Source organism: Pseudomonas sp. K8 (assembly GCF_014889455.1).
GTDB classification, from domain to species: Bacteria; Pseudomonadota; Gammaproteobacteria; order Pseudomonadales; family Pseudomonadaceae; genus Aquipseudomonas; species Aquipseudomonas veronii.
On sequence record NZ_VJWO01000015.1, the window covers coordinates 103,586 to 125,619 of the forward strand.

Here is a 22,034-nt window from a genome sequence, read left to right on the forward strand (position 1 = left end):
TTTTCAGTCACAACAACAGGGCACCACGCTACTCGCTAGGACGTCGGGTTGCAGTCAGGTGATTACATGCGCCCAGGCCGAGGTATCTAATGCTGCCACTCAAACGTATTTTATTGATTGCACCCTCGGAGATGACACGCACCCCGGCCTTTGACCGGGCCCAGGCACTGGCCATTGCAACCGGCGCGTTGTTGCACATTGTGGCGTTTGATTATGTCGCATCGCTGGAGGTGGCCGGCCTGTTTGACCATGACGCGATGGCCCAGGCCAGGGAAGGCTACCTGCAGGTCCACCGCCACTGGCTGGAGCAGCAAATGCGCGTTCAACGGCGTGCGGGGCTGGCGGTCAGCTGTGAAGTGGTGTGGGCCAAACCCAACCTGGCGCACGTGCTGGCGTATGTGAACGACTTTCACGCCGACCTGGTGATCAAGGACGTCCAGCATGTCTCGGCCCTTGACCGGACCTTCCATCAACCCCTGGATTGGCTGTTGTTGCGCGATTGTCCGGCCTGCCTGCACCTGGTCACCGACGCCAGGCACCCCAAACCGTTGAAAGTACTCGCGGCCATTGACCTGTCGCACCTCGAAGAACTCACATACGGGCTGAACGAGCGCGTGCTCGAACTGGCTTCGACATTGGCGCATGTGTGCGATGCCCATCTGCACCTGCTCAATGTCAGCAACTGGTCGGTGGTGGGCGATACCCCCACGAGCGTGCCGACCCAAAGCCTGGATAGCAGTTTGGGCGAGGCGGTCAATGACGCGCAGGTGGAAGCCTTCGATGTGCTCGCCGAACGCTATGGGGTCGAGCAGGAACGCCAACATGTGCTGACCGGCATTCCGCACAAAGTGATCAGCTTGTTCGCCCGGCGCAATGCATTCGACGTGGTGGTGCTTGGCACGGTCTATCGCGACAAGCTTGACCGGCTGATCGGCAGCACCGCCGAGAGTGTGCTGAACCGCACCTCCTGCAGTTTGATGATCGTCAAGCCATCACCCTGGGTTGACTGAAACCACCGATCCCATGAGACCTCAAGGACATAGCCATGCGTATGACATTTCTCGGGGCGGCCGGTACGGTCACCGGCAGCAAGTACTTGCTGGAGCATCGCGACCTGCACGTACTGATCGATTGCGGCCTGTTCCAGGGCTATAAGCAATTGCGCCTGCACAACTGGGACACGTTCCAGCTGCCGGTTCAAGACCTGCACGCCATCGTGTTGACCCACGCCCACCTGGACCACAGCGGCTACCTGCCGGTACTGGTGCGCAACGGCTATCGCGGGCCGGTGTATGCCACGCCGGCCACCTGCGAGCTGGCGAAAATCCTCCTGCGTGACAGTGGCCGCCTGCAGGAAGAAGAGGCCGAATTCGCCAACCGGCATGGTTTCTCCAAGCACGACCCGGCGCTGCCGCTCTATACCGAACAGGACGCCGAGCGTGCGTTGAAGCTGCTGCGGCCGATCGAGCTGCACCACCGGGTCGCGATCGCGCCGGGCTTGACCATCCTGCTGCGTGACGCCGGGCATATTCTTGGCGCGGCGACGGTCGAAGTCGTCGCCGATGGCGTCACGCTGGTGTGTTCCGGCGACCTGGGGCGGCCAAACGATCCCCTGATGTTCGCCCCGGAAACCATCGAGCAGACCGATTACCTGCTGGTGGAATCCACCTACGGCGATCGTCGACACCCCGCTGAGCCTCCCGAACAGCAACTGGCGGACGTGATCAACCGCACGGCGCTGCGGCGCGGCATCACCCTGGTGCCGTCGTTTGCGGTGGGGCGCGCGCAACTGCTGATGTATCACCTGTATCGACTCAAACAACAGCATGCGATTCCGGACCTGCCGATCTACCTCAATAGCCCGATGGCCACCGAGGTCACCCGCCTGTACCAGCGTTTTCGCTCTGAGCATCGGCTGTCGCTGGAGGACTGCCAGGGCATGTGCGATGGCACGCACTTTGTGTGTTCCGTGCAACAGTCGATTGACCTGGACCAGCAGCGCACCCCCGCGATCATCATTGCCGCCAGTGGCATGGCCACCGGTGGGCGGGTGCTGCACCACCTCAAGGCGCTCGCGCCCAACCCGCTCAACACCCTGTTGGTGCCAGGCTTTCAGGCCGGCGGCACACGTGGCGCGCAGATTGTCGCGGGTGTGCCGTCGGTGCGTATCCACGGCCAGGACGTGCCGATCAACGCCGAGGTGGTGCCGATGCAAACCCTGTCCGCACACGCCGATGCCGATGAAATCATGCAGTGGCTGCGCGGCTTCAAGCGTGCGCCAAAACACACCTACGTCGTACACGGCGAGCCGAACGCCTCGGACGTGCTGCGGCGGCGCATCAGCCAGGAACTGGGCTGGTCGGTGTCGGTGCCGGAGTATCGGGACAGTGTCGAACTGCCGGCGGTTGCGCAGCCCTTGCCGGGCTAGGGCGAAAAAACGCGCCTGAATCACCGCTCCCGCGCCAAGGATGGGTACTTTCCGACCTGCTGAAAAACATCGCAACCGGATACGCTTTGGCTGATTGAGACTTTTGAAAAATTCTGGAGCTTTTTTATGAATACCGATGAAAAGCTTAGGCAACAGGTGATCGAAGAACTGAATTGGGACCTGGCACTCAAAGCCGATCAGATTTTGGTTCAAGTGTCCGATGGCATCGTCACGCTTTCCGGCAATGTCGCCAGTCACGCCGAACGCTGGCACGCGGAACAGGCGGTCGCACATGTCGCCGGTGTCGTGGATCTGCTCAACCAGATCGATGTCGTGCTGCCTTCCAGTCATGTGCGGACCGACAGCGATCTCGTCGCGGCCGCCGTTTCCGCATTGCAATGGAATACCTCGCTGGCGGACCACCGCGTCAAAGTCAGCGTGACCGATGGCTGGCTGGTGCTCAGCGGAGAAGTGGATTCTGAGCATCAGCGCCAGACGGCCGGCTATGCGGTGCGTTATCTGCAAGGGATCAAGGGGATCAGTAACGATATCGTCGTCAAGGCCCATGCCTCTGCGCAAACCATCAAGACCGATATCGAATCAGCGTTTCGCCGCAAGGCGATCATCGACGCCCACGCTATCGACGTGCGTGTGGAGGGCGGGGAAGTCACGCTCTCGGGGGTTGTCGGATCGCTCCCGGAGCGGGATATGGCGCGGTTGACGGCATCGGGCACTGCGGGTGTGCAGAAGGTTGTCGACAATCTGATGGTATCGCCCAGCGGCCTTGAATCGCCGGGTTCGACATAACCGTCCGCGATTACCCGCCGATGGGCCCGTTGCGTTTGTCATTGGTAGCCGCCGAGAGTGTTTTTTCGCCGGCTGCCAGGGCGATGCGGGCGAGTTCGGGAATTGACCTGGCTTCGGTCCTGCTCATGATCGACGCTCGGTGCTTTTCCACTGTCCGTTGACTGATCCCCAGGTTGGCAGCGATGTTTTTGCTCGGATGACCGTCCAGCACCATCGCCAGAATCTGGCGCTGCCGTGCGGTGAGGTGGCTGATATGGTCAATCGCAGCCTTGCGAAGGACCTGGGAACTCTCGGTTGCGACTTGGCTGGCCAACGCTTTCTTCACGCTGGTTAACAGCTGCTGATAACGAAACGGCTTTTCAATGAAGTCGCATACCCCAGCCTTCATCGCATCGACGACATCGGCAACACGGCTGTTGCAACTGATCATCAGAACGGGCAACTCGTCGCCCTGTGCTTTAAGACGGGCCACCGTCTCAAGCCCGCTGATGCCCGAGCGGCGCGCATCAATGATCAGGCAGCCCGGTTGGTCAGCGGTATAACTGTCGAGAAACTGCTCGGCAGTGCCGTAGTCGCGCACCAGGTAACCTTCCGACTCCAATAGCGTGCGCAAGTCGCTGCGCAGCGCGGCGTCGTCGTCCACCACGTAAATGACGGGTTGGCGCGACGGGGGCATGGCGTGAACAGCGTGTACTGCGGCGTGTGTACTCAATGCACTGGCGAGGGTGACGCGCAGCAGGTTCAGGCTCACCGGTTTGCGAAGGAGCATGCAGTCGGCGGTCAGGGCGGACTGGGAAACCTGCTTTTTCGTCTCGGCGGTCAATATGACCGCGGGTGTGGCTCGACTGAATTGATCGCGAATCTTTTGCACCAGTTGGACACCGTCCGAGGACCGCTCGAGCACATGCTCGGTCAAGATCAGGTCCGGTTGAATGCCCGAACGCGCGATCCATTCCAACGCGGCGACGCTATCGCGCACCGCTGCCGTTCGATAGCCCAGCGCCCCCAAACCGCAACTGAGCATATCGCCTAGCAGGGCGTCCGGTTCCACGATCAACAGCAGGCACGTGCGAGCCATGCCCAGCGCTCGAGCGTTCTGTTGTCTGCGCGCGCTGGGCTGAGCGACTGACGGCGATAACGGCGCGCTGATGGAGATCAGCGTCGCGCGTTCGTCAGCGGTTTTGACCTGTAGCTGTAAACCCAGCATCGCGCTGAGTTCCGCTATCGAGCGAAGGGCAGGCTTGCCACAGGCACCCGGCAGCGAAGCCTCATAGACAGGCATCGACACGATACGCAAGGCGTCGTCGCGGCTTTTGCAGCCCGCGAACCACAGCTCGATGCTCAGCCACTCCGAGTGGCGCCTGCAGCCCAGTGTCAGGCGTAGCGTACTCGTACTGTCCACGATGTTGGCAAGCAGACCGCTCAAGAGTTGCCTGAGGCAATCGGGAAGGCTCCTGACCCACGACGAACACGGCACGATCCGCAGGTTGCGGCGCTGGGCGGCGGCCAACGGCAAAAAGTCTTGAGCCAATGCCTTGAAGAGGGCCTGTATGGGGAAATCCACCGCTGCGTGGCGATCATAGTCTGTCGCGGGGGCGGGTTGGTCGAGCCCGAATCGACTCAACAATTTCTCCAGCGTGGCATCCAATTGTTCAAGCACCCTGCGCGCCGGTGTCGCGGGGTCGAATTCACAGGCCTCAAGCTGCCCGACGATGAGTGAAACCAATTGCGCGGTCTGGCGAAGTTTCTGATCGATGCCGCCCAACCGTTCAGCGGGGAGGGGACAGTAGGCCGATGCCGGGCCTGATGCCTGACGTGGCAACACATCTTCCGACATGGATTGCTTGACTTGCATGATTACCCCTCCTGACAAGACGCAAAGTCGTATTGCCTGATGCGTAATCCTATGCAGTTTGTAAGGCGGCTTAATTGATCTATGTAAGTATTTACCGAGCCCCGACGGTTCTAAACCGCTCGGTTGATCGCGAGCGAGCAGGCCATTCACGCTGAGCGCCTTGTTCAGGCCGCCTTTCGGTTCACATCACCGCGCTTTGCGCCAACGAAGTGCGCCGACGGCACCGTTAGAGTGCCCGCTCTTCAGGCCCTGGCCCGGGCTCAAGGGGGCAGACGTAAGTAGTTTCCGACGCTAGCCAGCTGAATGCATTCAGGCCAACGTAATGCCGGTTCGTGGGGACGGCGGCTGAAGGTAGCCGGTTGACGTTGGTTAACTCAATCTCATGGGAAGGCAACCGTTATGGCTTATACAACGATCAATCCATACAACGGCGAGTTGCTCGCACAATTCGATACGCTGACGGCTGAGCAACTGGAGCACAAACTGGCGGCTGCGGCGCAGTGCTATGCGACGTGGAAACACACAACGTATGCCCAGCGCGCCTCGATCATCGCGAAGGCCGGTGAATTGATGCATCAGCGCTTCGATGCCCTGGCCCGTAAGATCACACTGGAAATGGGCAAGCGCATCGACGAGGCCCGAGGCGAAGTCAAATTCAGCGCCGATATCATGGCGTACTACGCCAAGAACGCGGAACGCTTCCTGGCCCCGCAAGCGCTGGAGCCGAGCCAAGGCGAGGCGCACATGGAGAGCAGCCCCATCGGCGTGATCTTCGGGGTCGAACCGTGGAACTTTCCGTTCTATCAGTTGGCTCGCGTGGCCGGTCCGCATTTGATGGCAGGCAACGTGTTGGTGATCAAGCATGCCGGTTGCGTGCCTCAATGCGCGATGGCCTTCGAGCAAATCCTGCTCGAAGCCGGCGCGCCTGCCGGGCTGTATACCAACCTGTCGATCTCCCATGAGCAGTCCAGGCAGGTGGTCGATGACCCGCGTGTTCGCGGGGTTGCACTGACCGGCAGTGTCGCCGCGGGCCGCAGCCTGGCGGCCTGGGCCGGGCAGAACCTGAAACCGTCTTCCATGGAGCTGGGCGGCAGCGACGCATTCATTGTGCTCGAAGACGCCGACCTGGAGCTGGCCGTCAAATGGGCGATCTGGGGGCGGATGTACAACTGCGGGCAGACCTGTTGCGCGGCAAAACGCTTCATTGTCGTGGATAAGGTCGCCGATGCGTTCCTGAAGGGCTTTCAGGCCGGGCTCGCGGCGCTGAAACCCGGCGATCCCATGGACGAAGCGACGACCCTGGGCCCGCTGTCTTCGGAAGCGGCATTGGTGCAGTTGCTCGGGCAGGTTCGCACGGCGACCGATCACGGAGCGAAGGTTCTGCTCGGGGGCACACGTATCGATCGCCCCGGCGCCTTTATGACGCCGACCATTCTCACTGACATTGCCCCTGAAAACCCGGCGTTCCGGGATGAGTTCTTCGGCCCGGTGGCGCTGTTTTTCCGCGTCAAGGACGAAGACGCCGCGATTGCCCTGGCCAACGACTCCGACTTTGGCCTTGGCGGCTCGGTGTTCACACGTGACCTGGACAGGGGGCGTCGTGTGGCAAGTCGCGTCGAGACCGGGATGATGTTCATCAACAACATCAGTTGGAGCGATGCCGAGTTGCCCTTTGGCGGCATCAAGGACTCCGGCTATGGCCGCGAGCTGGGCGACATGGGTATCCAGCAGTTCGTGAATAAAAAACTGGTGCGTTACGTGTTGGCTCAGGCGCCGGTCTGAAGCCTTGTCCTGTTTACATTCCGGGTGCCCGGCCATGCGCGGGTGCCTTCAACGGAGCGCGCGATGTACGTCAATGTGGCTGTGCTGAAAGAAACCCACCCGCACGAACGACGTGTGGCCCTCGTGCCTGGCCTCTGCGCGAAGTTATGTGCGCTGGGGGCAAGGCTTCATATGCAGGCGGGGGCGGGTGAAGCGAGTTTTTTGCCGGACGCTGCTTATTCGGATGTGCTGTTCGTGTCCAGTGGCGGACAGTGGCTGCATGAGGCCGATGTGCTTCTCGCGGTGCAGGCGCCCTCGCTGGAAGTCGTAGGCAAGATGAAGCCCGGGGCGGTACTCCTGTGTTTTGTGTATGCGCAGAAGAATCCGGCCTTGGTGCAACGTTTACTGGAGCGCCAAATCACGTGTTTTGCCATGGAGCGCCTGCCGCGCATCACGCGGGCCCAGTCGATGGATGCACTGTCCAGTCAATCGGCGCTGTCTGGGTACTATGCGGTCCAACTGGGCTCGGTGCAGATGTCTCGCATCCTGCCAAAAGTCACCACCGCGGCGGGTATCGTGGGGCCGGCGCGGGTATTGGTCCTGGGGTTGGGCGTGGCGGGGCTGGAGGCGATCGCGACCGCCCATCGCCTGGGCGCGGTGGTGGAGGGCTACGACGTGCGCCCGGAAACTGCGGAACAGGCGCGGTCCCTGGGGGCCGAGTTTGTCGATGTCGGGGTCGATGCGCGAGGCAAGGGCGGCTATGCACGGGAGCTGAGTGAGGCTGAGAAAACCCAAGCCGCTCAAGTGCTGACGGAGCATATCCAACAGGCGGACCTGGTCATTACCACGGCGGCAGTGCCGGGGCGGCCGTCTCCGCGGCTGATCAGTGCCGCACAGCTTGCCGGGATGAAACCTGGCGCGGTGATCGTCGATCTTGGCGCCGAAGGCGGCGGCAACTGCGAAGGCTGCGTGCCCGGACAGACCGTCACGATCGGTCGGGTAACCCTGATGGCGCCGTTGAATCTGCCCTCATCGTTGAGCCAGGACGCCAGCCTGCTGTATGCGAAAAATCAGTTCAACCTGTTGGCGCTGATGTTGAAGAACAACGTCATCAGCATCGATTGGGACGATCAGATTCTGGCGCAAACGGTACTCACCCATGCCGGCAAACTCATGCATTCGCTGAACCCTGCGGATGCCGCAACCCAGGAGAAGACCTCATGAACAGTGTTGGCTTCGTCGGGCTTTATATTTTCATGCTCGCCGCGTTCGCCGGCTGGGTCATCATCGGGCGGGTCCCGGCGATTCTGCACACGCCGTTGATGTCGGGCTCGAATTTTATCCATGGCATCGTGGTGATCGGCGGGCTTATCGGCCTGCTCGATGCGGCGAGCGTGGCCGAACAGGTGGCTGGTTTTGTCGCGGTGTTGCTGGGCGCGGGGAATGCCGCGGGCGGGTACGCCGTCACGGGCCGGATGCTGGCGATGTTCCAGACCAGCGCGCCGGAACCCAAGCGGCGCAAAGCTCATCACTCTGCCACCCGGAAGCCTGAAAAGGTTTGAGGTTTGATCATGCTGATTATGACGTCGCAGTGGCTGATAGGGCTGGTGTATTTCTTCGCCGCTTTTCTACTGATTTTCGGGTTGTGGCGCATGTCTTCGCCGGTTACGGCGGCCGGTGGCATCCATGTCGCCGGTTGGGGCATGGCGGCCGCCGTTATCGTGAGTTTTCTCTACGTATTTTCGGTGAGTGAGGCGGCCCGGCCACATTTGCCTGTCAACGTCAGCCTGGCGCTCGTCGCGCTGCTGCTGGGCGGTGGCGCAGCGTGGTGGAGCGGGCGCAAGGCGGCCATGACCGCCATGCCGCAGATGGTCGCGATATACAACGGCATGGGCGGGGGCGCCGCCGCCGCGATCGCCGCCATGGAGTTGTTCGGGGGCCGAGTGTTCGACCTTTCGGCATTGGCCGGCACCTTGTTTGGCGCGTTGATCGGTGCGATTTCGTTATCCGGCTCGTTGATTGCCTGGGCCAAGTTGGATGGCCGCATCAACAAACCACTGCACATGAAAGGCCTGCAACTGATCAACGCCTTGCTGATGCTGGTGACGCTGTGCGTAGGCGCTTGGCTGATGGTGGTCATGCACGCCGAACACGGTTCGTTGAACGGCGTGCTGTGGTTGATTGGAGTGTTCTTCGGCTGCGCGCTGTTGTTCGGTGTGCTGATGACGTTGCCCATTGGCGGTGCCGACATGCCGGTGGTCATCTCCATCTACAATGCCTTCACCGGCCTGGCGGTCGGCCTGGAAGGGTTTGTGTTGCAGGTTCCGGCCATGATGATCGCCGGCATGCTGGTCGGCGCCGCGGGCGTGCTGCTCACATTGCTGATGGCCAAGGCCATGAATCGCACGGTCGCGCATGTGTTGTTTGCCCGATTTGGTGGCCAACCCGTGCGCAAAGGCGCGGCGATCGTGGGTGAGCTCAAGCCGACGGCGGCCAGTGATGCCGGCGTCGCCATGCGGTACGCCAATAAAGTCATCATCGTGCCCGGCTATGGCCTGGCCGTGGCGCAGGGCCAACAAAAGCTCTATGAGTTCGTGAAGTTGTTACAGGCCCACGGCGTGCTTGTGCGATTCGCGGTCCACCCGGTGGCGGGGCGTATGCCGGGACAAATGGACGTGCTACTGGCAGAGGCCGGCGTGCCTTACGACCTGATCTTCCAGTTGGACGACATCAACACCGATTTCGCCGACACCGATGTGGTGTTGGTGATCGGAGCAAACGACGTGGTCAACCCCGCCGCGCGCAGCGACAAAGCCTCGCCCATCTACGGCATGCCGATCCTGGATGTGGACAAGGCTCATCATGTGTACGTGGTCAAGCGCGGGGAGGGCAAGGGCTATGCTGGTATTCAGAACCAGCTGTTTTATGCGGAAAACTGCAACATGGTGTACGGCGATGCACAGGCCGTCCTGGTCAAGATGATCGAGGCGGTCAGAGGCTTGGGGTAACCAAGCGGGGCGACGTCACCGCGCAGGCGGTGAGTGACTTCAGTAGCGATCGAGAGTGTGAAAAGCATGAACACGTTGAGCCCCGACCTCGATAACGGCGCGCGCCAGGCGGCCTTGCTGACGGTGCGCCAGATGGCGGAAGCCGACCGGCTTTCGGTGGTTGCCGGCGTGTCGTCTTTCGAGTTGATGAGCAATGCCGGCGCGGCGGTGGCACGCGAAATCCAGCGGCGCTGGACACCCCGGCCGCTGCTGGTGCTCTGCGGGCCGGGCAACAACGGCGGCGATGGGTTTGTCTGCGCGTACCGGCTTGCGCAAGCGGGCTGGCCAGTGCGGGTGGCGATGTGGGGCAGTCGCGCCGCGCTGAAAGGCGAAGCCGGGCAACATGCACAGCGCTGGCCGGGCGAGGTGCAAGCCCTGAGCCCCGCGGTGCTTGAAGGGGCCGAGCTGATTGTCGACGCGGTATTCGGCGCCGGTCTCGCCCGTGCGCTGGAGGGGCAGGTGTTGGACACCCTGGCTGCGGCTGGCCGTGGCACGGTGCCGATTGTCGCGGTCGACACGCCCAGCGGAGTGATGGGCGATACTGGTGAGTCGTTGGGCGCGGTGGCGGCGGTGCTGACGGTGACGTTTTTTCGCAAAAAGCCGGGGCATCTGCTGTTACCGGGGCGCGATCTGTGTGGAGAAGTGATTGTGGCCGATATTGGCACGCCCGAAGCGGTGCTCGACGCCATCGTCCCCCAGGCATTTGAGAATCACCCTGGGTTGTGGCTGCCCGATTTACCGCGAGCCGGTCTCGATACCGTCGCGGGGCACCCACCGGTCGTTGCGGCGGATGCCACGCAGGTGCTGACCCTTCACGAGAGCGAATTTCGGCGGATGTTCGACTTCGTCGGCGACAAACTGACCCGCACTCGAGCCGCTGCCCAGCACGGCTCGGCTGTGGTTGTGCATCGCGGCAGTGACACGGTGATTGCCTGCCCCGATGGCCGCGCCGTGATCCATTGCAGTGTGCCCTCGGCCGCCACCGGCGAGCTGTTGGGCGGCATTATTCGGTGGCTGCGGACCCAGGGCATGCCGGCCTTTCCGGCTGCGGCAGCGGGCGTGTGGTTGCATGATGTGGCCGCTGCCGAATTCGGCCCAGGGTTACTGGCCAAAGAAGTGCCGCATCTTTTACCTGGGTTATTGCGTCGACTGTACGGCTGATTGTCCGTGGACATGTCGGCGAGTGGTGTATTGCACGTCAAATGTCCGATTTGAAACGTGGATGGCCGTGCGTTTGATATTTATCAAGTACGCTTTGCCGGAAAAGCGCAGTTTACCCCCCAGAGGCTTCAGGTCATCGTCGTGTATCCAACAGAGCAGGCCGGGCTTTTTTCGGTTTTAACCTGATAGGCGCTCGTGCCCAATCCATCGACCTGACGAACAATCAAAAAGAAAGATGAAGCCACTCTTGAAGTACCTTGCCCCTCGAAAAGGTTATATACGAAGGTATTCAACTAATGGCCTCTCACTGCGGTGTTGCAGTATCTGAGCTCCAATACAAAAAGTTTAACTTTGCCGGCTATGAATTGGCCGGTGATCTGCGATTGCCGCGAGGCGCCGAAAGCCTGGTCGTTCTCGTCCATGCCAGTGGCGGCGGTCATTCGAACCCGCGTAACCATTTTATCGCGGAGTACCTGGCGCGCCACGGGATGGGCACCTTGGTGATCGACCTGCTGACAAGGACAGAGCAGCGCTGGGATAACCTGACCGGTGTGCTGCGTTTCGATATTGCATTGCTCGCCGATCGACTGGTCAAGGTCATCGACGCAATCGCCCGAGACGCTGAATTACGCCGTCTTGCCATGGGCTTGTTCGGTGCCAGTACGGGCGCCGCCGCCGTGCTGGTCGCCGCGGCTCACGTGGGCGGAGTGCGGGCGGTGGTCTGTCGAGGCGGGCGCACCGATCTGGCCGCCCAGGCGTTGTGCGAGGTCAAAGCGCCGACGTTGCAAGTGGTGGGCGCGGAAGACCCGATGATCCTGCGCTTGAATGTGCGGACCAGTCGGGCGTTGCACTGCACGCAAAGCCTGGAGGTCGTCAAAGGCGCGACGCACCTTTTCAAAGAGCCGGGCACACTGGCGGACGTAGCCAGGCTGACCGGCGATTGGTTCGAAAAGTACCTGCACAAGGAACCTTTGCCCAGCGAGCCGCTGCCCGGAATCAATGGCAAGGTTTCATCTTCTTAGCGCGGGCCTGTACAACCCAACCCGTCATGGAGCGAACATGCATTTCTTAGCCTTGGCGGTCGACTATGACGGAACCATTGCCGAAAACGGCAATGTTCCCGAACACGTCTGTACAGCGCTTGCCAGCCTCAAGGCCAGCGGTCGCAAGTTGCTGTTGATTACCGGCAGGGAGTTGCAGGCGCTCAAGCATCATTTTACCCAGCTCGATCTGTTTGACCTGGTGGTCGTGGAGAATGGCGCGCTCCTGTACGACCCGCGCACTGACACTGAGGAACTCATCGCCGATTCGGCCTCGACCGCACTGGTGGAGCGCCTGCGCGACAAAGGGGTTTCACCCTTGTCCGTCGGCAGGTCCGTCATTGCCACCTGGCATCCGTTCGAGGACGCGGTGATCAGCTCGATTCGCGAGCTGGGCCTGGAGCTGCAGATGACGTTCAACAAGGACGCGATCATGGTCCTGCCGACGGGGGTGAACAAGGCCTCGGGGCTGAGTGCCGCGTTGCTGAGGCTGGGCATCTGCGAACTGAATGTGGTCGGCGTGGGCGACGCCGAAAATGACCACGCGTTTCTCGCGATCTGCGGTTGTGCGGCGGCGGTGAACAACGCGATCGACTCAATCAAGGCCCGCGCGGACATCTGCCTGAGCCAGGATCACGGGCGCGGGGTCTGCGAGCTGATAGACATGCTGCTGCAAAAGGACGCCGCGCTGGTGCCGGTCGAGCGTATCGGCGTGCAACTGGGGCGAACCGCCGATGCACGCAAGGTGTGGTTGCCGCCGGAATCGGTGCTGCTGGTAATCGGCAATTCAGGCTCCGGCAAGTCGAGCTACGTGACCTGGCTGACAGAACGCATGGTCGAGGCCCACCAGGGCTTCTGCATCATTGATCCGGAAGGCGACTATCTGTCGCTGGACGGTGCGGTCACGGTCGGTGGCCTGACCACTCCGCCGACAACCGAAGAGTCGCTGCATCACCTGTTACAGGCGCGGCTTAACGTGGTGGTTAGCACCCTGGCTCTGGACCCGGCCGCCCGCGTGCAGTTGTTCGGCGAATTACTGCCGTTTATCCAGCAGCTACGCAGCAGCACCGGCCGCCCGTACTGGATGGTCGTGGACGAGGCCCACTACATGCTGCCCCATTGCGCTGCGTGGCCTCCGGGGTTTCTGGCGAATATGGGGGCGATCATCGTTGCCCTGGACTTCGATCAAGTCTGCCCGTCGCTGCTGGACGCGGTAGACGTGCTGGTGACCCTGGGCAGCACCGCCCGCGAACTGGTCCAACGCTACGCCCAGCATACGCAGCGACGCTGCCCCGAATTCCCGGCGCGCTCATCCGCGCCCGACTATTTCTGTCTATGGGACGTTCGTCATGGCGGCGACGTGGTGCTGATGGCGCAGCAGCAACCCGAGCAGAAACATCATCGCCACAGCGGCAAGTATGCGGTCGGGGATGTGGGCGCCTGGCATGCTTTCTACTTTCCCAGCCTTGACCAGCGCGCCTCGAACCTTGCGGAGTTTTTGTCTTCGCTTGCGCGCCTGGACGATCCCGCGTTCCGCCAACACCGCGAGGCCGGGGACTTTTCCAACTGGTTTCGCGAGGTGATCCGCGACGACGTGCTGGCCAACGAAACCCGTCTGCTTGAAAACGATGCGTCTGTACCGCTGCGGGATGCCCAGGAACAGATCGCGCATCTGGTGCAATCGCGCTACCACTTGGAACCGCAGTGAATGGTCGGGCGGCGTGCGCGTCTACAGTTCCAGCTCGTGAACGATGCGATCAAAATCCCGGCCCAGATAGGCCGAGGTAAAACCCAATTGCTTGTACAAGCCATGAATCGGGTAATCGGTCGACAGGTCCGTCGAGCACATTTTGTGAAACCCCTCACGCCTGGCGGCATCGATCAGATGCCCCAGCAATAAACTGCCCAGGCCCTTGCGCAGCCACGGGTCGGCGACGGCGACCGCGCAATCGCACTGTTCGTCCTGATCGGTGGCACGCCGGTAGCGGCTGACACCGATTACCTGCAACTCGCCGTCATGGTGGATCAAGGCCAGGTAGCCGCGGCTGATCTGCGCCGACTCGCTCAGCAGTGTATCGATTGCGCTCGCATCGACATGGGTCACCGCGCCCAAAAACCGGAAGCGCAACGACAGCGGCGACAACCGCTGGAAAAAATGCAGCAGGCCCAGGTGATCGTGCGTCGACAACGGACGGATAAGCACATGCGTTCCGTCGTGCAGTTTTTCCAGCCAATGCTCGGCGGGCGAGGCTTTATCCATCTCGGCAATCAGAGCCGCAGTGTGTTGATTAGCTAGCATGGGGGGCTCCAGCGCACAGTGGGGTCGAAGAACGGCCTTGTTCACACTGAGGGGTATGCGCAGCAGGCGTATTGATCAAGGTCAGAAAGCGTGATGCGGACTAACCGATCGTCCAGGGGCAGGTTGACCTGGATCAAACGGCCCCGCGCAGGCCGCGCCAGAATCGGACTCTCTGCTGATTCGCTCAGGGGCACGGCATGCCTGTCAAACCGCCCACTGCTGGTTTCATCGATCCGGCTGTACCTGAAGAGGAACAGCATTACAGCCGTTCCGCGCTGTGGCTGACGTGGCTGCTCGGCGCCGCGATGTTTGCGACAGTGGTCGGCGTGGCGCTGCAATTCACCGACGTCGAATCCTTCACACACTTGCTGACCCAGGCAGAGCCGCTGTGGCTGGTCGGCGCCCTGGCGTTGCAAGTCCTGACGTATATGGCGCAAGGGCAGGTCTTTCGGGTGGTGCTCAGGGCCGGGACGCAGCCGCTTTCACTCTGGGAGGCAGGCAAACTCAGCGTGATGAAGCTGTTTGTCGATCAGGCCCTGCCGTCCTCCGGCATCAGCGGCGCCTTTGCGGTCGTGGCCTCCTTCGTCCGCCTCGGGTTCGCAAAACCGCTGGTGCTGGCGAGCCTGGTGCTGGATTTGTCCGGGTATTTCCTGGCCTATGCAGTGTCGGTCGGCGTGGCGTTACCGGTGGTGATGTTCCAGGGCCATGCCACGCCTGCGGTGGTGACGGCGTGCCTGGTGTTCGTTGCCGTCAGCCTGTTGCTGGCAGTGGTCACGCCAAGGCTGGCCGGCAATCGGCGCCTGGTCGCGCATTTGCCGGGGCGACATTTTCCGATTGTCGCCAGAATCGCGTCATTGCTCACCGGGGCCGACAAGCAACTGGTACGCAGCCAAGGGTTACTCTGGCGGATTACCTTGCTGGAATTGGTGATCATTGTGCTCGACAGCGCCACATTGTGGGTGCTGGTGCGCGCGCTGGGTGTGTCCGCGCCGCCGTTGGGGCTGTTTGCCGGTTTTATGCTGGCCAGCGTGCTGCGCAGTATCGGCATTGTGCCGGGCGGGCTCGGCGCCTTCGAAGCGGCGGCGGTGGTCACGCTGCATTGGGTGGGGGTGAACATTGCGGTGGCGCTTTCCGCCACGTTGTTATTCCGCGGGCTGACGTTCTGGTTGCCGATGCTGCCCGGCCTCTGGTTGGCCCATCGTGAGTGGCGATCCAACGTCAAGCCGCCCGCCCGCGTGGCAACCGGCGATTATTGGAGCCCGCCAGTCAGCCAGGTGTTCAGCAGCCTGCACAGCACGCCGCAGGGCTTGAGCGAGGCCGACGCCAACGCGCGGGTGCGCAGCGCGCCGGCCACGCCCAAAGACCGACCGCGCGGCCTGGCCCGGTTGGTGCTGGAGCAAATGCGGACGCCCTTGGTGCTGATCCTGATCGTGGGCGCGCTGGTCGCCGTGGTGGTGGGGGACTGGCTAGATGCGGCGATTGTCGGCTGCATCGTGCTGATCAGCGCGGTTCTCAGCGCCTGGTATGAAAATCGCGCCAGTACGGCGGTGGAGCAACTGCGCAGCAAGATCGCGCTGCGCGCCACGGTGCGGCGCGACGGCAAGGCCGTGGACATCGCCGCCAGCGAGGTGGTGCCGGGGGATATCCTGATACTTAGCGCCGGCAGCCTGATCGCGGCCGACGGTCGGATCCTGCAGGCGCTCGATTGCTTCATCGGTGAAGGCCTGCTGACCGGCGAAACCTTCCCGGTGGAAAAATTGCCGGGCGACTGCGCCGCCGATGCCACGCTCGGGCAGCGGCATAATTGCGTGTTCATGGGCACCTCGGTGCGCAGCGGCACCGCCGAGGTGCTGGTCACGCGCTACGCCTCGGACAGTGAGATCGGGCGCATTGCCAAGACCCTGACGCTGCGCCCGCCCGAGACGGAGTTCGAGCGCGGCCTGCGTCGCTTCGGCAGCTTGCTGTTGCGGGTGATGCTGGTGATCACGATTGTGGTGTTCGGCATCAATATCCTGCTGCATCGTCCCGCCCTCGACACCCTGTTGTTTGCCATCGCGTTGTCCATCGGGCTGTCGCCGGAACTGTTGCCGGCGATCCTGAGCATCACGCTGGCCAAAGGCGCGCAACGCATGGCCGCCAAAGGGGTCATCGTGCGTCACCTCAATGCGATTGAAAACCTCGGGGCGATGGACATCTTGTGTACCGACAAGACCGGTACGCTGACCCGCGGTGTCGTGGTGCTGGACGGCGCCATGGATCTGGCGGGCAATGCCGATGCCACGATCCTGCAACTGGCGGTGTTCAACTCCAGCCTGCAGACCGGCATGCGCAACGCCATGGACGATGCGATCACCCTGGCCGGCAAAACCCTGGCGCCATGCCCCGGCGCGAGCAAACTCGATGAAGTGCCGTATGACTTCGTGCGCAAGCGCCTGAGCGTGGTGGTCGCGAATGCGCCTGAGGCCGCCCGGCTGATGGTGACCAAGGGGGCGCTGGACAATGTGCTTGAGGTTTGCACACAGGTGCGCCGCGGCGAACAGTTGCTGGCGCTGAGCGACACCGAGCGGGCCGCCATCGCGCAGCGTTTCGCCGACTGGAGCGAGCAGGGCTTCAGGGTTTTGGGCCTGGCCACGCGGGTCTTGCCGGAACAGCCGCACTACGGCCGGGATGAAGAAAAGGCCATGACCTTCCGCGGTTTTCTGTTGTTCTTCGACCCGCCGGAGCCGGGGGTGAAAGACACTCTCGCCAACCTTGAGCGCCTGGGTGTGCAAGTCAAGATCATCAGTGGCGACAGCCATCTGGTCGCCCGCCATGTCGGCATGGCCGTGGGCCTGCCCGTAGAGCGCATCATCACCGGCGCCGAGCTGGCGGCGATGAAAGACGAAGCGTTGATGCACCTGGCGCCACTGACGACGCTCTTTGCCGAGGTCGACCCCAACCAGAAAGAACGCATCATCCGCGCCCTGCAGAAGACCGGGCACGTTGTCGGCTATATGGGCGATGGCATCAACGATGCCCCGGCGCTGCAAGTCGCCGATATCGGGATCTCGGTGGATAACGCCGCCGACGTGGCCAAGCAGGCCGCGGACTTCGTGTTGCTGGAGCACAACCTCGACGTGTTGCGCGAAGGCATCGAAGAGGGCCGGCATACCTTTGCCAATACCTTGAAGTACATTTCCATCGTCTCCAGCGCCAATTTCGGCAACATGATCAGCATGGCCCTGGCGTCGTTGGTATTGCCGTTCCTGCCGATGCTGGCCAAGCAGATACTGCTCAACAACTTCCTGTCCGATATCCCCTCCATGGGGATCGCCAGCGACAACGTCGACCGCGAATGGGAAAACACCCCGCACCGCTGGAACATCAGGGAAATCCGCAACTTCATGGTGGTGTTCGGGCTGGTCAGTTCGCTGTTCGATGTGCTCACGTTCGCGGCCCTGTACCTGCTGGCGGAAAAGGGCCCGGAAGTGTTTCGCAGCGGCTGGTTCGTCGAATCGCTGCTGACCCAACTGCTGACGATCTTCATCGTGCGAACCTACCGCCCGTTCTACCAAAGCCGCCCGGCCACACTGCTGTTGCTCAGCGCCGCGGCCATCGGCCTGCTGGCCGTCGGGCTACCTTACAGCCCTATCGCGTCCTGGTTCGGCCTGGTGCCCTTGCCACTGCCGATCCTGCTGACAGTGCTGGCAATCAGCCTGGCCTACATGGGCGCGGCGGAATGGGTCAAGCGGCTCTTTTACCGTCGCCAGCGGTTGAGCCGCGCTCGCGCTGCGCCGTAGCGTGGCGTGAGGGGTTACTCGTTACGTGTCCACGTGACGTTCACGCCGTACTGACTATCGCCGTAGCGGTACTGCGCCTTGCCTTTGAATGCGCCTTCCAGTGCATGCGCCAGGCGATTGGCCAGATGAATGCCGGTGGTGGTCACCATCAGGTCGTCCGCCACCTCCGTCACGCGCATGATGCGCTCCAGCGCATGCTCGGCCATTTCGGTTTTTTCGGTGTTTTCGATCAGGTGGATGATTTCATCATGGTGCTTTTGCAAGAAGCCGCCCGATAGCATCAGGGTGCCGGCCGGCATGTTGTCCGCGATGCGGCGGCAGGCCGGGCAGGTGACGGTTTGCGCGTCATGCACCACCGCGTTTTCAGGTCGGTTCCAGGTCCAGTTCCCGGCCTGATACACCGCGTCGCACTGCGGGCACACCGCCGAACCTTCAACCCGCGGCAAGCAATAGGGATCATGGGGCGGCGTTTTGAACAGCTTGTTTTTCTGACTCTGCTGATACTTGTCCATGGTGTTTCTCCTGACGCATCGAGAGGGGCAAACCCACGTGTTGACGATCGGGTGGATTTCACAGGTTGATTTGGACGCTGTTTCCGCCCGAGCGGGTTGATTTTTGTCAACTCGCGGAGCGCCCGGCGACCGCCGGTGTAAGCGTCGCGGCGGGCGTCGGCAAGGGGTGTGAGTTTGTTGATAAAAGTCAACCTCGCCGCAGGCACTTCAGAGAAGCATGCAAGTTCCGTCGACGTGAGAGGAGAGCACCCTGATGGCTCACAGTAAAATCGTGTTTCGCGCGGCTGCCCGCGAGAAGATCCTCAGCGGCGCCACCCAATTGGCGGACGCGGTGCGCGTGACGCTGGGGCCGAAGTCCAAGTCGGTGTTGATGCAGAACAAGTGGGGCAACCCGACGGTCTGCAATGACGGCGTCACGATTGCCAAACGCATTGACCTGCAGGACCCCGAGGAGAACCTCGGCGCGCAAATGCTGCGCCAGGCCGCGGAACGCACGGGTGACGCTGTCGGCGACGGGACCAGCACGTCAACGGTGCTGGCCCATGCGATCCTGGCCGATGGCATCCGCAACGTGGTCGCGGGGGCCAGCGCGATCGATCTCAAGCGCGGCCTGGATCGGGGCCTGCTGCTGGTCGTCGAGTCGCTGGCGGCGCAGTCCCGACCCGTCAGCACGCCCAAGGAAAAAGCCCAGGTGGCGACGCTGTCGGCGCATAACGACGCGGTCATCGGTCAACTGGTGGCCGACGCGCTGGAGAAGGTCGGCGTTGAAGGCGTGGTCAGCGTCGAAGAGTCCAAGACCACCGAAACGGTGGTCGAGGTCATGGAGGGCATGCGCTTTGACCGGGGTTATGTCTCACCTTATTTCGTCACCGACACCGAGAAAATGCAGGTCGAACTCGACGATGCCTGCCTGCTGCTCTGTGACCACAAGATCGGCGTACTCAAAGACTTGCTGCCGTTGTTGGAACAGGTCGCCAAAAGCGGTCAGCCCCTGGTGTTGATCGCAGATGACATCGAAGGCGAAGCGTTGACCACGCTGGTGGTCAACCACATCCGCGGCGTGCTCAAGGCCGTGGCGATCAAGGCCCCGGGCTTTGGCGACCGGCGCAAGGACATGCTGCAGGACATGGCCGTATTGACCGGCGCCACGGTGGTCTCCAACGAACTGGGGATCAGCCTCGAACAGGTCGACCTGCAGCAGTTGGGGCGGGCCCATCGGGTGGTGGTGTCGAAGGACAGCACTTCGCTGATCGGCGGCGCCGGTACACGCGCCGCGATCGACGCCCGCCTGCAGCAGATCCGCGGGCAAATGGCGGCTACCACCAGCGATTACGACCGTGAAAAGCTGCAGGAGCGGCTGGCCAGGCTGTCCGGCGGCGTCGCGGTGATCCGGGTCGGCGCGCCGTCCGAAGCCGAAATGAAAGCGCGCAAGGACGCCCTGGATGACGCGATCTCGGCGACCCGCGCGGCGATCACCGAAGGGATTGTCCCCGGCGGCGGCCTCGCGCTGCTCAAAGCGGTGCCGCTGATCGCCGCCGAGGAAGCCCGGCAGGAGGGCGATGTCCGCACCGGCCTGCAGATACTGCGCCGGGCATTGGAAGCACCGGCGCGGCGCATTGCGGAAAACTCGGCGGTGGACGCCGGCGTGGTCGTTGCGCGCATGCTGGCGGAGCCGGGCAACATTGGCTTTGATGCGTCCGCCAATACCTATGTCGACATGTACGAAGCCGGCATCATCGATCCGACCAAAGTCGTGCGTATTGCCCTGGAAAATGCGGTTTCCGTGGCCAGTATCCTGCTGCTGACCGAAGCGACCATTACCGATATCCCAGAAAAAGAACCGCCAGCCCAACCGTCGTTCCCTGAAGGTTGAGCGCCTGCTCGCGCCTTGCTTCGATTTGAATCGCCCTGATGGAGGCATGCACCCATGAACGTAACCAAGGCAATCGCCGGCCGGCGCTCGACACGTGACTACACGCCAGAACCGCTCGATGAAAAACTCATTTGTCGCTTGATCGATGCCGCCGCCCAGGCGCCCAGCGCGATGAACCAACAACCGTGGACGTTCACGGTGATCCGCGACCAGGCGCTGCTGGAGCGGGTTTCCCGCGAAGCCAGGGCCTGGATGCTCGCCACCACGCCCGCCGGAACGCACTCCAGCCACTTCCAAGCGTTGCTCAGCGAGGACAGTTTTCAGATTTTCTACCACGCGCCGGTCCTGGTGCTGATCTCGGGCAACGGGCCCAATCAGTGCATTGTCGAAGACTGTGCCCTGGCGGCCGAGAACCTGATGCTCGCGGCGTATGCCGAGGGGCTCGGGACGTGCTGGATCGGTTTCGCCCAGGGCTTTCTGAATACGCCGCAGGGTAAGCAGGCGCTCGGCCTGCCGGCCGAGTGGATACCCGTGGCACCGATTATCGTGGGGCACCCGAAGTCTGTGCCCGCGCCCATCGTGCATAAGACCCCAGAGATCCATTGGATAGGCTGATGCCCCAGGCAGGGCTACCGTTGATCCAGCGGTTGACCGGTGTCTCGGTTTTCTGACGTGGATCAGATCGCCCGCCAGGCCGGCTCCTATGCTCGGATTGAACCCACGACGTTGAGATGAGCTGAAATGAACAAGCCACGCTTGCTTGGCCAGTGCTTGCTGATCGCGGCAAGTGTTCTGCTGTTACCGTCCACCGGCGCATTTGCCAACCCCGCGATGCCAGGGTTAGGGCTAGGGCCAGGGCAGGGCGGTATGTTCCGTCACGCCTCGAATTTCGATTGGGTCAAGCATACGCAGCAGACCCTGGAAGAACTCAAGGGCAAGCTCAGCCTCAAGCCGGAGCAAATGCCCGCCTGGGAAACCTGGGCTGCAGGCGTCATCGCAGACGCCAATCAGCAAGTGGAAAAAGGCAACGCAGCCGCTACTGACAAGGCAAGTGCCAGACAAGCGCTGAAGGACGAAACAACACCGCAGAGAATGGCCAAAGGCATAGAGCGCCTGCGCACGCAAACCAGCTGGATGCAGGCGCAACTGGTCCGTCTGGACGCGGCTCAGGCACGCACCCAAACCTTCTACGATGCCCTCGATGCCCAGCAAAAAACCATCTTCGATCTGTTCTGGACGGTGATGCATCACCGCATCGCCGATCAGGACGGTTGGCGAACGCCCATGCCCATGCACATGGCATGGCCGCAAGGGTGCGGCGGGCTCAACCCGACCAGCCAACCGTAATGCTATTCGCGAGCCTCCTGGGTAAACATCATGAACAGTGACTCAGTAAAACAGTGCGTGCTGACAGGGTTCATCCTGCTGGCTGCCGCCGTTGCATTGCCGGCGCATGCCGGGCCGCATGGCGG

Annotated in this window: 17 protein-coding genes; 14 read left to right on the forward strand and 3 right to left on the reverse strand. The window is 62.1% G+C overall.

Features of this window, described 5'->3' with window-relative positions; all coding sequences use genetic code 11:
- Positions 1-89: 89 nt before the first annotated feature.
- From INT12_RS13625 to INT12_RS13635, 3 genes are all read left to right on the forward strand, one after another.
- Complete coding sequence (locus INT12_RS13625) at positions 90-1,010, forward strand: universal stress protein (RefSeq protein WP_102617451.1); 921 nt, start codon at positions 90-92, stop codon at positions 1,008-1,010.
- A 35-nt stretch (positions 1,011-1,045) separates the two neighbouring features.
- Positions 1,046-2,428 (forward strand): MBL fold metallo-hydrolase RNA specificity domain-containing protein, encoded by a 1,383-nt coding sequence (locus INT12_RS13630; RefSeq protein ID WP_193058875.1) that lies wholly within the window; start codon positions 1,046-1,048, stop codon positions 2,426-2,428.
- Between the two features lie 126 nt (positions 2,429-2,554).
- Positions 2,555-3,235: a BON domain-containing protein gene (locus INT12_RS13635; RefSeq protein ID WP_017845762.1), complete on the forward strand. Its 681-nt coding sequence runs from the start codon at positions 2,555-2,557 to the stop codon at positions 3,233-3,235.
- Positions 3,236-3,245: 10 nt separating this feature from the next.
- On the opposite strand, the gene INT12_RS13640 is transcribed toward INT12_RS13635, so the two are convergent.
- A complete protein-coding gene (locus tag INT12_RS13640; protein ID WP_193040199.1) occupies positions 3,246-5,090 on the reverse strand; it encodes a response regulator in 1,845 nt (614 codons plus the stop codon).
- 399 nt (positions 5,091-5,489) lie between these two features.
- Between INT12_RS13640 and INT12_RS13645 the strand changes: the two genes are divergently transcribed.
- The 7 genes from INT12_RS13645 to INT12_RS13675 all read left to right on the forward strand — a co-directional run bounded on the left by INT12_RS13645 (position 5,490) and on the right by INT12_RS13675 (position 13,807).
- Complete coding sequence (locus INT12_RS13645; RefSeq protein WP_017845764.1) at positions 5,490-6,872, forward strand: NAD-dependent succinate-semialdehyde dehydrogenase; 1,383 nt, start codon at positions 5,490-5,492, stop codon at positions 6,870-6,872.
- A gap of 63 nt (positions 6,873-6,935) precedes the next feature.
- Complete coding sequence (locus tag INT12_RS13650; RefSeq protein WP_126585278.1) at positions 6,936-8,075, forward strand: NAD(P) transhydrogenase subunit alpha; 1,140 nt, start codon at positions 6,936-6,938, stop codon at positions 8,073-8,075.
- A complete protein-coding gene (locus INT12_RS13655) occupies positions 8,072-8,413 on the forward strand; it encodes an NAD(P) transhydrogenase subunit alpha (RefSeq protein WP_126585277.1) in 342 nt (113 codons plus the stop codon). The genes INT12_RS13650 and INT12_RS13655 overlap by 4 nt, the downstream gene beginning before the upstream one ends.
- Positions 8,414-8,422: 9 nt before the next feature.
- Positions 8,423-9,859, forward strand: coding sequence for an NAD(P)(+) transhydrogenase (Re/Si-specific) subunit beta (locus INT12_RS13660; RefSeq protein ID WP_017845767.1), 1,437 nt, complete (start codon positions 8,423-8,425; stop codon positions 9,857-9,859).
- A gap of 66 nt (positions 9,860-9,925) precedes the next feature.
- On the forward strand, positions 9,926-11,059 hold the full coding sequence (locus INT12_RS13665) for an NAD(P)H-hydrate epimerase (protein ID WP_046484224.1): 1,134 nt from the start codon (positions 9,926-9,928) through the stop codon (positions 11,057-11,059).
- A 296-nt stretch (positions 11,060-11,355) separates the two neighbouring features.
- Positions 11,356-12,081, forward strand: a complete 726-nt coding sequence (locus INT12_RS13670; RefSeq protein WP_046383389.1) for a dienelactone hydrolase family protein — start codon at positions 11,356-11,358, stop codon at positions 12,079-12,081.
- Positions 12,082-12,118: 37 nt separating this feature from the next.
- A complete protein-coding gene (locus INT12_RS13675) occupies positions 12,119-13,807 on the forward strand; it encodes an HAD-IIB family hydrolase (RefSeq protein WP_193040973.1) in 1,689 nt (562 codons plus the stop codon).
- 21 nt (positions 13,808-13,828) lie between these two features.
- Here INT12_RS13675 and INT12_RS13680 read toward each other — a convergent pair whose 3' ends face one another.
- Positions 13,829-14,398 (reverse strand): GNAT family N-acetyltransferase, encoded by a 570-nt coding sequence (locus tag INT12_RS13680; protein WP_126588378.1) that lies wholly within the window; start codon positions 14,396-14,398, stop codon positions 13,829-13,831.
- 197 nt (positions 14,399-14,595) lie between these two features.
- Here INT12_RS13680 and mgtA point away from each other — a divergent pair, with 197 nt between their 5' ends.
- Positions 14,596-18,177, forward strand: coding sequence for a magnesium-translocating P-type ATPase (gene mgtA / locus INT12_RS13685; RefSeq protein WP_193040974.1), 3,582 nt, complete (start codon positions 14,596-14,598; stop codon positions 18,175-18,177).
- A 14-nt stretch (positions 18,178-18,191) separates the two neighbouring features.
- Here the strand turns inward: mgtA and INT12_RS13690 are convergent, their stop codons facing one another.
- Entirely contained in the window at positions 18,192-18,689 is a 498-nt protein-coding gene (locus INT12_RS13690; RefSeq protein ID WP_193040975.1) for a BCAM0308 family protein, read from the reverse strand.
- Positions 18,690-18,942: 253 nt separating this feature from the next.
- Here INT12_RS13690 and groL point away from each other — a divergent pair, with 253 nt between their 5' ends.
- The 3 genes from groL (at position 18,943) to INT12_RS13705 (ending at position 21,909) form a co-directional block, all read left to right on the forward strand.
- On the forward strand, positions 18,943-20,562 hold the full coding sequence (gene groL / locus INT12_RS13695) for a chaperonin GroEL (protein ID WP_177033223.1): 1,620 nt from the start codon (positions 18,943-18,945) through the stop codon (positions 20,560-20,562).
- Positions 20,563-20,616: 54 nt separating this feature from the next.
- Positions 20,617-21,177: a nitroreductase family protein gene (locus INT12_RS13700; RefSeq protein ID WP_046484235.1), complete on the forward strand. Its 561-nt coding sequence runs from the start codon at positions 20,617-20,619 to the stop codon at positions 21,175-21,177.
- Between the two features lie 126 nt (positions 21,178-21,303).
- On the forward strand, positions 21,304-21,909 hold the full coding sequence (locus INT12_RS13705) for a Spy/CpxP family protein refolding chaperone (protein WP_193041182.1): 606 nt from the start codon (positions 21,304-21,306) through the stop codon (positions 21,907-21,909).
- Positions 21,910-22,034 lie beyond the last annotated feature (125 nt).

Bases quoted from the DNA above. Each gene is read 5' to 3' on its own strand.
- INT12_RS13700 (WP_046484235.1), top strand. From the start codon at position 20,617: ATGAACGTAACCAAGGCAATCGCCGGCCGGCGCTCGACACGTGACTAC.
- INT12_RS13675 (WP_193040973.1), top strand. From the start codon at position 12,119: ATGCATTTCTTAGCCTTGGCGGTCGACTATGACGGAACCATTGCCGAA.
- INT12_RS13655 (WP_126585277.1), top strand. From the start codon at position 8,072: ATGAACAGTGTTGGCTTCGTCGGGCTTTATATTTTCATGCTCGCCGCG.
- groL (WP_177033223.1), top strand. From the start codon at position 18,943: ATGGCTCACAGTAAAATCGTGTTTCGCGCGGCTGCCCGCGAGAAGATC.
- INT12_RS13660 (WP_017845767.1), top strand. From the start codon at position 8,423: ATGCTGATTATGACGTCGCAGTGGCTGATAGGGCTGGTGTATTTCTTC.
- INT12_RS13645 (WP_017845764.1), top strand. From the start codon at position 5,490: ATGGCTTATACAACGATCAATCCATACAACGGCGAGTTGCTCGCACAA.
- INT12_RS13680 (WP_126588378.1), bottom strand. From the start codon at position 14,398: ATGCTAGCTAATCAACACACTGCGGCTCTGATTGCCGAGATGGATAAA.
- mgtA (WP_193040974.1), top strand. From the start codon at position 14,596: ATGCCTGTCAAACCGCCCACTGCTGGTTTCATCGATCCGGCTGTACCT.
- INT12_RS13670 (WP_046383389.1), top strand. From the start codon at position 11,356: ATGGCCTCTCACTGCGGTGTTGCAGTATCTGAGCTCCAATACAAAAAG.
- INT12_RS13650 (WP_126585278.1), top strand. From the start codon at position 6,936: ATGTACGTCAATGTGGCTGTGCTGAAAGAAACCCACCCGCACGAACGA.
- INT12_RS13630 (WP_193058875.1), top strand. From the start codon at position 1,046: ATGCGTATGACATTTCTCGGGGCGGCCGGTACGGTCACCGGCAGCAAG.
- INT12_RS13640 (WP_193040199.1), bottom strand. From the start codon at position 5,090: ATGCAAGTCAAGCAATCCATGTCGGAAGATGTGTTGCCACGTCAGGCA.
- INT12_RS13665 (WP_046484224.1), top strand. From the start codon at position 9,926: ATGAACACGTTGAGCCCCGACCTCGATAACGGCGCGCGCCAGGCGGCC.
- INT12_RS13705 (WP_193041182.1), top strand. From the start codon at position 21,304: ATGAACAAGCCACGCTTGCTTGGCCAGTGCTTGCTGATCGCGGCAAGT.
- INT12_RS13625 (WP_102617451.1), top strand. From the start codon at position 90: ATGCTGCCACTCAAACGTATTTTATTGATTGCACCCTCGGAGATGACA.
- INT12_RS13635 (WP_017845762.1), top strand. From the start codon at position 2,555: ATGAATACCGATGAAAAGCTTAGGCAACAGGTGATCGAAGAACTGAAT.
- INT12_RS13690 (WP_193040975.1), bottom strand. From the start codon at position 18,689: ATGGACAAGTATCAGCAGAGTCAGAAAAACAAGCTGTTCAAAACGCCG.